We start from the raw sequence: 12,777 nt of genomic DNA on the forward strand, positions 1-12,777 counted from the left end.
GCTGAAGCGGAATTCGGGCGGTTGAACAGGAACACTACCGAACAATCCCTCATAAGCCCTTCGAGTCCCCCATCAATCAGCCCTCAACCGAATAGAGCTGGTCCTCAAGGCCCCGGACCGCAGCCAGATACCCGGCCTTTCCCCCGAAGAGTTTTACGATTTCCATCTGGGTGCCTATCCGGTCAAACGGCCTGACGTTCAAGACCTTCAGGCTCTCCAGATTTTCGACTCCCTCGTCCGCGTACTTTTCCAGCAGAGCGTCCAGGACTTCCTTCGCCTGTTTTCCATAACGGTTGAAATAGTCCTCCTTTCTCCTCACCTGCTCAGCCCGCTCTTTCCGGCTCAGGGGCGGGCAGTCGAAGGCCACATGACAGATCAGGTCAAAAGGATCGAAGTCCCTGCCGACCTCCTCAGAAAGAGCGTCGAGCAAAAGCCCCTCCTCTTCAAGTTCCTCAAGGATGGCCTGCTTCTTTTCCGCCTCGTTCCAGTGCTGCAAAAAGGAATCCAGAGACTCGAAATCCCCGAGCACGGTCTTTCGCGTATAGTCCTTCAGGGATTCCGTAATCAACTTTCCATCCGGGCCGTAATACTGCCTGCGCTCGGTAACGACTTCCACGTCCACATCGTCAACGAAATATTTCTCTTTCCCTGACCCTTCCCCGGTCGAACCTCCCCACATCCCCGACCCTCCGGGTTCGTAAATATCCACCGGCTCCCCGTCAAAATCCGGGTCCGCAAAAAGTTCCGTGGCCTTCTTGAAATCCATAATGGTAAAATAGAATTTCCCGTAATCTTCTCGGATGCGCGTCCCCCGGCCTATGATCTGCTTGAACTCCGTCATGGACCGGATGCGTTTATCCAGCACGATCAACTTGCAGGTCTGAGCGTCCACCCCGGTGCTCATCAGTTTAGAGGTTGTGGCAATCACCGGATAGCGGCTCTCAGGGTCGATAAAATTGCCAAGCTCAGCCTTTCCCTCCGGGTTGTCTCCCGTAATCCGCATGACATACCTGCGATTTTCGACCGCAAGGTCGCTGTTTTCATTTACAAGGGCCCTTCGCATTCGCTCGGCATGGTCGATGTTCTCACAAAACACAATGGTCTTGTCAAAGCGGCCCTCAGCTTTCAGAAATTCAGAAACCTGCCTCGCAACAATTTCCGTCCTTTTCTCAAGCACAAGGTCCCGGTCAAAGTCTTTCTGGTTGTAGATCCTGTCTTCAATAAGCTTCCCGTACCTGTCCAGCCGGTCTTTCTCCGGCCTCCAGCCCTGGAGGTCCTTATCAAGGTCGAAGCGGATCACCCTGTACGGCGCAAGGAAACCGTCTTCAATCCCCTGTTTCAGGGAATAAGTGTAAACCGGTTCACCGAAATAATCGATATTGGAAACCTCCTTCGTCTCCTTCGGGGTGGCTGTCAGCCCGATCTGGGTCGCAGAAGAGAAATACTTCAGGATTTCCCGCCAGGCCGAGTCCTCGGCTGCGCTTCCCCTGTGACACTCGTCCACGACCACCAGGTCAAAAAAGTCCGGGGAGAATTGCTTATAAATGTTATTCACCTCTTCCGTGCCCGTAACCGCCTGGTAGAGGGAAAGATAAATCTCATAAGACTTGTCCACCTGTCGCTTCTTGATTTTGGTCATGGCGCCCCCAAAGGGCTTGAAATCATTGATCCGGGTCTGGTCAACCAGAATATTCCGGTCCGCCAGGAAAAGGATCCTTTTTTTCATACCTCCCTTCCAGAGCCTCCAGATGATCTGAAAAGCCGTAAACGTCTTTCCCGTACCTGTTGCCATCACAAGCAAAATCCTGTTCTGCCCCCTGGCAATCGCCTCAATGGTCCTGTTTATCGCAACCCTCTGGTAGTAACGGGGAGCTTTGCCGCCGGTCGCTGTATAATAGTCCTGGGTCACTATTTTTTGCCGGTTTTCATCAAACCCTTTCCACTCACAGTACTTTTCCCAGAGAAAATCCGGAGAAGGAAACTTTTCAAGCGGGATTTCCTCCTCCACCCGTCCAAGAGTCCCGGTCCGGTCATGCAGCAAAAAAGCGTCCCCGTTGGAACTGAAAACAAAAGGAAGGTCCAGCATCTCGGCATACATAAGGGCCTGCTGCATCCCATCCCCTACCCCAAAACTGTTCTTTTTTGCTTCCACCACGGCAAGAGGAATATTTGGTTTATAAAAAAGGATATAGTCAGCTCTTTTCAGCTTCCCCCTCCTTGGAACTGAACCTTTGACAATTATCCTGCCCTCGGTCAGGTTTACTTCTTCCCTTATCTGGCTACGGATATCCCATTTAGCGCTCTTGATTGCGGGGGTTATGAACTTAGTGCAAATATCCCGTTCACTCAGCTCTCTTTTATCAAAACTTTCCATCGTGCAGTCATCCGGAAGGGGGTTGAACATTTCTATAATAATTATATAAGACCGAACACTCTTCGAGTCTTTAAATTTTTTGTGGTTTCATGGCTCTCAGCACACTTAAAAATTGTTAATCAAAAGAAATTCCTCATTAGCCTGCTTTCGGCAGGTATATTTTCTTCCGATGTAATTTTTGGTGGTGCTGTTTTTGCCACATAAAACAGTGATACACAAGTATGCATTCGTATCCCATCATTTTTGAAACACCCGGCCTCCTGCGTCGGCTGTTGAGGACTTGGGGTTTCTGACCCCCAACACCCGGCCCAGATCCGGCAAAACAATAAATCCAGTTCACAAATCCGGCCCAGACGACTCAAAAAGCTTTTAGGAATGAGTCAAATATAATATCAAGTATTTTTGTTTACCATTTCTTAACCACGGAAAAACACGGAAGGACACGGAAACCGGCCTGATGGCCGGTGAGTACACCGGGACTTTAAATACCCGAGTTTCGCTTCGGCACCCGAGTTTCGCTTCGGCACCCGAGTTTCGCTTCGGGAGCACGAGGTCCGTTTCGCTCGCTTCGCTCACTCAAGCGGACTGAAAAACGCCAGAACAACCTTAATTGGTGTCTTCCGGGATTCTTTCCGTGTGTTCCGTGTGTTCCGTGGTTTGAATGCACACACAAGACATTTCCATTAACAAAAATATAACCTGTGTGGGTATAAAGTGCTTCCCTACCTGAAAATATGAAGTTATTTTTCAGCCATTCCTTAGCCAAAACCGGGCAAATATATTTTTTCTGATTTTCAAGGTTGCCGGCACTTCAACACCGTGGGCCTGTTTTGATATGTACGTTTCTCAACTTCAGCCAGGGTCTTGATTTTGTGGATTAAACCAAACTTCAGGCAATTGTTCATTGATTTCGGGTGAGGAGACGGTACACTCACCGGTCGCGCAAGCGAGCGGCCTTTTCTTAATGACATACATAAAAAACTTGATTTCACAGAAACCCTGCGTTGGATGCTAAAATCTTCAATTACTCTCAAAACAGCGGCACGAAAGTATGCATTCGTATCACATCATTTTTGAAACACCTAGCCTCCTGCTTCGGCTGTTGAGGACCCGGGTTTTCTGAATCACAACAATTAACCCCTCTCCGGTAAAACTAAAAATCGTGTTCAAAATTCCGGGCCAGGCGACTCAAAAAGCCTTTCTCCAAGACCGGGCAAATATATTTTTTCTGATTATCAAGGTTGCCGGGCTTTCAACACCATGGGCCTGTTTTGATATGTACGTTTCTCAACTTCAGCCAGGGTCTTGATTTTGTGGCTTAAACCAAACTTCAGGCAATTGTTCATTTATTTCAAGTGAGGGGAGACGGGGCTCTCATCGGTCGTGCAAGCGAGCGGCCTTTTCTTAATGACACACATACAAAATTTGCTATCACAGAAACCCTGCCTTGAAATTTGATATTATATATGACTTATTTCTTAATGATTATGACAGCAAAGCCCGATTCTTGAACCCACAAGTCTTTTTGTATACTCATCGGAAGGCGAAAGCATCACATCGTGAGAATTTCCCATTTCTACAATCTTTCCGGAATTCATAACGGCTATTCTGTCAGCAATCTTCAGGGTCAGGGAGAGATCATGTGAAATATATATCATTGCAAACCCTCTCCTGTTCTGAAGGCCCTTTAAAAGACGCAATACATTTGCAGAGGTTGAAACATCCAGAGCCGAAGTTATCTCATCGGCAATAAGAAGTTTCGGCTCCATAACCATCGCTCTGGCAAGTGCAACCCTTTGCCTCTGCCCGCCGCTGAGTTCCCCGCAATATTTACTGAGGAAATTCTCAGTACTGGGAAGACGAACCAGTTCAAGGGCATTTTTAACCATTTGCAGTCTATCTCCGTTGGACCCGATCTTATTGATATAAAGAGGCTCTTTGACTGCATCAAGCACGGTAAACCTGTTACTGGTTGAACTGAACGGGTCCTGGAATACTATCTGAATGCCATTGACCCTGTTTCCATAGTTTCCCTCGCTGACATTCCCATCCATAAACAGGACATCTCCACATTCGGGCCTTATTACATTTGCAAGGATATGTGCAAGGGTTGACTTGCCTGAACCGGTCTGACCGACAATTGCAAGGACCTCTCCTTCCCTCACTTCCAGATTAACATTTTCAACTGCCTGGAGATATTCTCCATCTGGCAGACGATAACTGAAACTCAGGTTTTTAGCCTCCAGAAGGCCTGCTATGCCTCCTCTATGGCACGCAATTTCCCGCCCGTCTCCTGCTGGCAACAGAGCCGGAGAAGCTTTATTGCAGATCTCGATTTTTTGTGTACATCTCGGGCTGAAAGGACAGCCTTTAAATCCGTCCCCTGCCGGAACCTCTCCCGGAATTCCCCATAAATCTTTATAAACGAAAATATCCGGGGTCGAATGGACAAGCCCTCTTGTATAAGGATGACGGGGAGATACGAGAATATCCTTTACAGGTCCGGTTTCCACAACTTTTCCTGAATACATAACAGCAATCCTGGACGCCACAGAAGACACAAAAGTGATGTCATGAGAGATCATTAACATCGTATAACCATTCTTTTTTTGAAGGTCAACCAGAAGGTCCCGGATCTCCTTTCGGGTAAATGCGTCAAGTGCGGAAGTAACTTCATCAAGAATCAGTAATTTCGGATCGCAGGAAAGAGCCATTGCCAGAAGAACCCTCTGCCTCATACCCCCGGAGAGCTGGTGCGGATATGAATCCATCCATTTTGGATCAAGGCCGACAGTCCGGAATAAATCAGCACATTTACTCCGGGCTTTGTCAGGGCTGATATCAAGATGCCTTATCATTGGTTCCGTTACCTGAACGCCTACTTTCATAACAGGGTTCATAACCTCCAGGCCATTCTGAAAAACGATTGCAATATCTTTCCATCTGAATCGGTCCATTCCGGATTCGGGCAGAGAAGATATTACATTGTCCTGGTAAAGAATTTCCCCGGAAAAGGTTGTATTTTCTGGCAAAAGCCCCATGATCCCAAGGGCAACAGTAGTCTTGCCACTTCCGGATTCTCCAACAATACCCAGAATATCTCCGGCTTCAATTTCAAAAGAAATGCCGTCAACAGCCTTAACAGTGTTACTGTCAGTCAGATAATGGCATTTTAGATCATTGATTTTAAGCAGACTCATAATCGGAACCCTTTTTTAAACTTTATCATAATCAGAACTCTTATTAAGCAGACTCATAATCAGAAACCTTTCTTTATCTTTAATTTCGGATCAAGCACTCTCTCCATATCCCTGCTTATGAACGCAAGACAGAGCAGCAGGAAAATAAGCATAAACAGCGGAGGCAATAGCCACCATTGCCAGTAAGGTGTAAAATATATCGACCTGAAAACGGTTGCATGATTAAGCATCATCCCCCAGCTTTTGGAAGTAGGATCTCCGAGGCCCAGAAAGGCAAGGCCTGTTTCGGCTATGATTGCATGTGAGGATATGCCGATGATAAGCACAAGCAGAACAGGCATAACTTCCGGAAAAATATGCCTCCAAAGCATGTAAAAGGGTTTTGCCCCGTAATTCCGGGCGGCAATAATATAGTTGTTCTTCTTTAAGGACAGCGTCTGAGAACGTGCAATACGTGCGGGTTTGGCCCAGCTGAAAAGAACAAGTATGAAAATTACATTAAAAATACTTGGACCGAGAAAAGCAGATATTACAATCAGAAGAGGAAAACTCGGAAGAGCCATCGTCACATCAATTACCCTCATCAGGCCCTGATCAATGTGCCCTCCCATATACCCGGCCAGTATTCCGAGAGCTCCTCCCCCGAAACCTGCCGCAAAGGCTACTGCAAGGCCTATTGTGAGGCTCATTCTTGCACCATAACATATCTGTGACCAGATATCCATACCAAGTTCATCGGTTCCAAGTATGTGCCCTGGCCCGGGAGGCTCAAGGGAATCCCCCGTAATCTTTTGAGGGGGATAATCTGTAATCACAGGCGCAAAAACGGCCATTAAAATGATACAGGCAATACCAAAGACCCCAATTTTACCTTCAGTACTGAACCTGAAGAGTATCCTGGTTATACTGTGGGTAACTTTGCGAATTTTTAAAGCCTGACTAATGGCCTGAATAACAGCATGAATAAAAGCCTGAATATAAGAGAGTATTCCGGCTTTTTCAAAGGTAGTAATATTCTTTATCATATCGCAACTCTCGGATCAAGTTTCCCGTATATTTTGTCAACCAGCAGATTGCAGATAAGAATGGAGACTGCAATTACCAGAAGAATACCCTGAATTAGAGGATAATCCCGGCCGACTACAGCACTTCTGAGGGTCATCCCTATACCGGGATAAGAAAAAACACTCTCAACAAGTACAACACCTCCCATCATCATACCGATCATAAAACCTGTCCTTGTCACTACAGGAAGCAGTGCATTTCTGAGTGCATGTCGGTTCCATACGATTTTTTCCCCCAGCCCTTTGGCTCGGGCAGTCCTGATATAATCCTTTGTGGTCACTGTAATCAGGGTATTTCTGGTGAGCAGGTAGACGTCGGTCAATTGTGCAAGTGATAGAGTTACAATGGGCAAAAAGGCATGGTGCAGTATATCCCAGGCCTGTTCTTCCAAACCATTATAGTTTGCGAAGGGGGTAATAGCCCCTGCAAGCGGAAAAAGCCTGAAATATACACTAAAAATCAGAAGCAGAATCAGGCCAAGCAGAAAGGAGGGAATTTCTGCAAAGGCAATCATGCCTGCCATCATAATTTTATCACTCCCTTTTTTTCGGTTCTTTGCCGAAAGTATGCCGAGCCCCACTCCGAGGATTGTACTGATTACCGTAGAGCCTGTGATAATCAGCATAGTCCAGGGGAGATGGAGCATTATTACATCCCTGACCGGCATTTTGTAATAGATACTCCTGCCCAGATTGCCCGTCATCAGGTTTTTCATATATACTAAAAACTGTTCATGAAGTGGCCTGTCAAGTCCGTAATAGTTTACATAATAAAGACGTTGCTCCTCCGTCATTACAACAATCTCTTCTCCTACCTCATCTGCGGAAGTGGTTGAGAATGGATCGCCGGGCATCATCCTCGGAAGAAAAAAATTAATGGCAAGAATTACAAAAAGGGTCAATAACAATCTGTAAATAAATGAATTTCTGTCTTTTTCCATTTGATCATCTGCCGTTAATTTTCCATTTGATAATTTGCCGTTAACTTTCCATTTGATAATTTGCCGTTAACTTTCCATTTGATAATTTGCCGTTAACTTTCCATTTGATAATTTGCCGTTAACTTTCCATTTGACAATTTACCGTTAACTTTCCAGACCATCATACCGGTATATGCATCCGACTCCGAATGGTACATTCCATCCGGAGAGGCGTTTTGATAATAATCCCTTATTTTATCTTTTGTTTCATCATCAAAATCACGGCCTCGTCCGATGAATTCTATTGCCCGTTCTGCAACTTCTTTCCATTCTGTCTTTTCCTTCCATTCGGAATGGTTAATCCTGACCGATGGGCGGTAGCCTGAGAGGTAAAGGTACATGAACGGGTAAATTATTCCGTTCATATTATTCACAGATTTTTCCCCGAGAATTAAACGGAGCTCACGATACGCTTTGTCTTCCTCTCTTCTCAGAAAGTTACTGTAATAACAGAGGTTTTTTGAGCAGGCCGTCATCCTATCAAAGTTTTCGACATCCCTTATTCCGGGAGTCATGGAGGCAATTACAAGGTCATATTTGTTCCTGAATCCAAGCTCATCTATGTCTGCTGTCCACCAGGAGCATTCAATTACCTCTACCGGAAGAGCCTCTTTTTTCACAGTCTCTTTTAGCTTTTTGAGCATTCCGGACGAGATGTCAAGGGAAGTCAGCTCTGCTCCGAGCCTTGAAAGAGGGAGGGTGAGGGTTCCGGGCCCGCACCCGATATCCAGAACTTTTGAACCTTCAGGATTGAAACCGGATTCTTCAAGAAATTTGAGAATCTCATCGGTTTTCTTCCTTCTGGTATCTTTATCAATATTCTTTGAATAATTCTCAGAGCGTTTGTTCCATAATTCTGCCGTCCTGCCCTCATCCGGAATATTCAAAGCGTTACCTGTAGCTTTTTTCCAGCATTCGGTCAGGTTATTAATATTATCTTTTTTCTGCAATTCCATCCCTCTCAAGATATGAAAGAATACTGTGTGTTCTTGCATGGTGGTCATACATATTCATCCAGCCGTCATATTTTGAAATCCGCCATGCATCGTAGCTTGTAGTATAATAAAGTGGGATTACGGGTACATCCTCCGCAAGCACGGTCTGCATATTGTATATTATTTCCATCCGTTTACCATCGTCAGATTCCTGCAATTCCCGGGCTCCTAGAGCATTCAGGGTCTCATTGTGGTAACCATATACGGCTGCCCCGGACGATACACTCATTCCTGACTGTGAATCCGTATCACAGTATCTTGTACGAAGGTAATCCGCATCCCTTCCCCAGCCTCCAAAGCCGCTGATCAGAAGTTCAAAATCTCCGTTATTTAGATTGGCATCCCGGGATTTGCTCTCCAGGGCCTTCACCTGAACGTCAATTCCCGCTTCACCAAGTCTCACTTTTATAAGTTCGCCGATACGAACTTCCCCACTGCCAAGAGACAATAAATATGACAGTTTTTCCCCGTTTTTATCCCGTATTCCATCCCCATCCGTATCAATCCATCCGGCCTCGTCAAGCAATGCTCCGGCCTTATCCGGATTGTAGCCATATTCCGGCTGGTTAGGATTATACCAGATGTGGTCTTCAGAGAGTATGCCCATTTTACCGGATTTCCCTGCACCTCTCGCGATCTTTTCCACAAGTTCATCACGATCAATGGCATAAGCAAAGGCCTGTCTTATTTTTCTGTCATTTAGCTCCGAACATTTTTTCATGTTGAAATAAAACTGATATCCCCAGAAAGCCGGCTGCTGGACTACTCTTACATCAGGGTTTGATGTGAACCGATCAAGAATATCAGGTGATATACCTGTGAAATCTATTTCTCCCTGTTCAAAAGCTATTAATGAATCGCTGACCGGAATAAATTCGACGGATTTAACGGCCGTATCCGGCCCCCAGAATTTATCGTTTGTTACAAACCGGTATGTTCCGTGCTCTTTATTGTACTCATCAAGAATGAACGGGCCAGTACCGGTGACTGCCTCAGAATCAAGGAAACTGGTAGGATCCGAGATATTTTTGTATATATGCTCGGGTATGACCTTAAAACCCGTAAGCTTGTAAAGGAATGTTGAAACAGGCTGAATCAGTACGAATCTGACGGTGTTGGAATCCACAACCTGAACATTATCTACAACACCGGACTCCATACCACCTGAGATAGGTACATTTTCCTGCTCATAATCGAAAGTAAATTTAACATCGCCTGCCGTTAAAGGTGCTCCATCGTTCCACTTGATACCTTCACGGAGATGAAATGTATATTCTGTTCCATCTGAACTGACATCCCAGTTTTCAGCCAGCCAGGGAATTATACCTATTTCATCTCTTTCTACCAGACTATCAAAGATCATTCCGACCTTTGATGATCCGGGACCCCTCGGATATATCGAAAACGGTTGTGGATAGCCATAATCCCCACCAGTCAGATAAACAACATCCGCATACTGTGATCCGTCAGTAGTATTCTCAGCCAGGGTCTCCTCAGCCAATTTCCCGGCCTGAGCACTGTCCTGACCAATACAGCCCGCCGTCATTAAGGTCAGAGCTGTCAGGAAAACAGAAAATAATACTAATAACTTTTTTTTCTCCATTACAGAACACCTCATTTTTGTGAATTACCCTACTAATCATCTGGTAATTTGAATGAAAGATATTAACAATACATGTGGCTTATTACCTAAACATATATTAGTGTTACGAAATATTCATAAAATAAAAAAAAGTATGGGGAAAATAAGTCTTAAAACCATTTTAAATTATACAATTGGGTGACATTTCCTTTCAATTTTATTCCCCTCCAGCTTTAAAAATCGGAACTTTTGGTCCCAAAATTGGGATATTTTAAAGAGGTGATTACAAACCCCTGTGACGAGACCATTAAAAAGATAGAAAAAGAGCAGGAAGACATTAAAAAGGGTGGATATTACACGGAAGAAGAGGTTGCGACAGATCACTTTTCTAGTCTTTAAATTTTTTGTGGTTTCATGGCCCTCAGCACACTTAAAAATTGTTAATCAAAAGAAATCCATCATCAAAACCTGTACGTGGCAAAACCATTCTTATACAAAAATTTTCCACAACAGGATTATGTCTTCCGGGGCCGTATTGAAAAAAGGGTTTGGGTTATTTAATTTTTCAGAATTAGGAGGCCGGTTTTTGGGAACGGAGCTGATTCTTTGAAGCTTGAAGACCCCGGAGGGGAGTTTTCAACAGGTTTCGGGGTTTATGTCGAGGAGGACTCTTTTACGGGACATGCATCCGAGTTTCTGCTTCCCAGACTTGGGGAGAAGGCGGTTGTCCAAATATACATCCTGTTTTTCGGAATGGGCATTTTTTTGTTTATCCTCGGGTTTAAACTGGAAACGCTCGGGGTTTTTCTTCTGTCTTATGCTTTCCTGATTTCAGGGGCGTTTCTCAAGCGAATGACAGACTATTACGGGGCCAGAAAATGTAAAAAATGCGGGAAGGAATTTGCTTACGTACAGGCCTGCTCGCCTGAGGTGGAAGAATACGGATATAATTCGATAGTGGAAACAACCAGCTATTACAGGTGCAGGTTTTGCGAGCATGAATATGTGGAAGTTATGGGGCAAAAAAAGATTCAGAAATGATGAGGGGATTCGGGGTGTGGGTCTGAATTAACTTATGCTACTTTTTTAGCGGAGCTTGCTGGTTTTTCTGTGCTTTGATTATTTTCTGGTTTTGATTCCTTCTCCCCCGCGTCTTTCTCCAGAATCCCCCGGGCCGCCAGAATTCCCGTTGCTGCCGCATTGACAATATCTCTTGAGAGCCCGGCCCCGTCCCCGGCCGCAAAGAGGTTTTTGATGCTGGTTTCCATTTTCCGGTCCACCTGCATGTGCATGGCGTAGAACTTGACCTCGGGAGCATAGAGCAGGGTTGAATCCGAGGCAACGCCCGGAATGATCTCATTTAAGGTCTCCAGGCCCTCGATTATGTCCATGACGATCCTGTGGGGAAGTGCCATCGAAATATCTCCCGGGGTTACGTCTTTCAAAGTATTGATCACCAGGTTTTTGGCCAGGCGTTCCCGGGTTGAGCGCCGGCCCCTCCGAAGATCTCCCATTCTCTGCAAAACCGGCTTGCCCCCGCCGATGGTCGTGGCGAGTTTGGCAATCGAGCGGGCGTACTTCGTCGTGTTTTCCATGGGTTTGGTAAGCTCGACGTGTACCAGGAATGCGAAATTCGTGTTATCCGACTCAACATTGGCCATGGAGTGTCCGTTTGTTGCAATAAAGCCCTCGTACTCCTCCTTAACCACATAACCCCGCATGTTCGTGCAGAAAGTCCTCACGAAATCATCATAGCGCCGGGTCTGGATATGGAACTTGGGGTCCCGGTTAATTTTCGTCACCGGATCCATGATAATTGCCGGAACCTCCACCCTGACCCCGATATCAATCCCGCCGTAGCTGGCCTCAATCCCGTGGCCGGAAACCATCTTCGAGACCCAGTCGCAGCCCCTCCGGCCGGGGGCCAGGAGCACGTAAGGGACTCCCCTGATAGTTTTTCCGGAAGCAAGCAAGACTCCCCGGCAGGTCCCGTCCTCGACCAGCAGGTCCTTAACCTCGGTCTCAAGCAAAAACTTGACTCCCAGCTCCTCCAGTTTTCTCTTGAACTTCCCAATCACAGCCGGGGCGTTGTCCGAGCCTATATGCCGCTGTTTGATCTCGATAAACCGGGCCCCGACCGAAGCCGCCCTCCGTTTCAGTTTTTCAATTTCCGGGCTTTCCAGAGACAGAGAGGTCTCGGGAGCTCCGCATTTGAGAAAAACCCGGTCAACCTGATCCACAAGCTCCCAGGCCGTATCCTGGTCCCCCGTAAGCTCCGCCAGGTCTCCCCCGATATCCGGCCTGAGGTTCAGCGTCCCGTCCGAAAAGGTCCCGCAACCCCCAACCCCGCACATGATATCGCAGGGGGTACAGTGCGTGCAGTAGCCCTTTTCGCTCATGGGACAGTGCCGTTTGTCTATGTCCCGGCCCATGTCTATAATCAGGCTTTTTAGCCCCTGGCCCGCAAGTTCGTACGCGGCAAACATCCCGGCAGGGCCAGCCCCAATAATTATAACATCATACTCCGGGTTTTCCCGGACTTCTTTTTCCCTTTCTTCTATCGTGTCCATGAATCCTCCGGC

At 46.3% G+C, this 12,777-nt stretch carries 8 protein-coding genes; 1 reads left to right on the plus strand and 7 read right to left on the minus strand.

Features of this window, described 5'->3' with window-relative positions; all coding sequences use genetic code 11:
• Positions 1-76: 76 nt before the first annotated feature.
• From hsdR to ACZ5QV_RS12590, 6 genes are all read right to left on the minus strand, one after another.
• A complete protein-coding gene (hsdR, locus tag ACZ5QV_RS12565; protein ID WP_464600127.1) occupies positions 77-2,374 on the minus strand; it encodes an EcoAI/FtnUII family type I restriction enzme subunit R in 2,298 nt (765 codons plus the stop codon).
• A gap of 1,478 nt (positions 2,375-3,852) precedes the next feature.
• On the minus strand, positions 3,853-5,574 hold the full coding sequence (locus ACZ5QV_RS12570; protein ID WP_464600128.1) for a dipeptide ABC transporter ATP-binding protein: 1,722 nt from the start codon (positions 5,572-5,574) through the stop codon (positions 3,853-3,855).
• Positions 5,575-5,633: 59 nt separating this feature from the next.
• A complete protein-coding gene (locus tag ACZ5QV_RS12575; RefSeq protein ID WP_464600129.1) occupies positions 5,634-6,599 on the minus strand; it encodes an ABC transporter permease in 966 nt (321 codons plus the stop codon).
• Positions 6,596-7,579 carry an ABC transporter permease gene (locus ACZ5QV_RS12580; RefSeq protein WP_464600130.1) on the minus strand — a complete coding sequence of 328 codons (984 nt, stop codon included), beginning with the start codon at positions 7,577-7,579 and terminating at the stop codon, positions 6,596-6,598. Before ACZ5QV_RS12580 ends, ACZ5QV_RS12575 begins: the two co-directional genes overlap by 4 nt.
• A 92-nt stretch (positions 7,580-7,671) precedes the next feature.
• Positions 7,672-8,574 (minus strand): class I SAM-dependent methyltransferase, encoded by a 903-nt coding sequence (locus ACZ5QV_RS12585; protein ID WP_464600131.1) that lies wholly within the window; start codon positions 8,572-8,574, stop codon positions 7,672-7,674.
• Positions 8,552-10,216 carry an ABC transporter substrate-binding protein gene (locus tag ACZ5QV_RS12590; protein ID WP_464600132.1) on the minus strand — a complete coding sequence of 555 codons (1,665 nt, stop codon included), beginning with the start codon at positions 10,214-10,216 and terminating at the stop codon, positions 8,552-8,554. The genes ACZ5QV_RS12585 and ACZ5QV_RS12590 overlap by 23 nt, the downstream gene beginning before the upstream one ends.
• Positions 10,217-10,801: 585 nt before the next feature.
• On the opposite strand from ACZ5QV_RS12590, the gene ACZ5QV_RS12595 reads away from it, so the two are divergent.
• On the plus strand, positions 10,802-11,236 hold the full coding sequence (locus ACZ5QV_RS12595) for a hypothetical protein (protein WP_464600133.1): 435 nt from the start codon (positions 10,802-10,804) through the stop codon (positions 11,234-11,236).
• A gap of 32 nt (positions 11,237-11,268) precedes the next feature.
• On the opposite strand, the gene ACZ5QV_RS12600 is transcribed toward ACZ5QV_RS12595, so the two are convergent.
• On the minus strand, positions 11,269-12,765 hold the full coding sequence (locus ACZ5QV_RS12600; protein ID WP_464600134.1) for an NAD(P)/FAD-dependent oxidoreductase: 1,497 nt from the start codon (positions 12,763-12,765) through the stop codon (positions 11,269-11,271).
• Positions 12,766-12,777 lie beyond the last annotated feature (12 nt).

Source organism: Methanosarcina baltica (assembly GCF_055394095.1).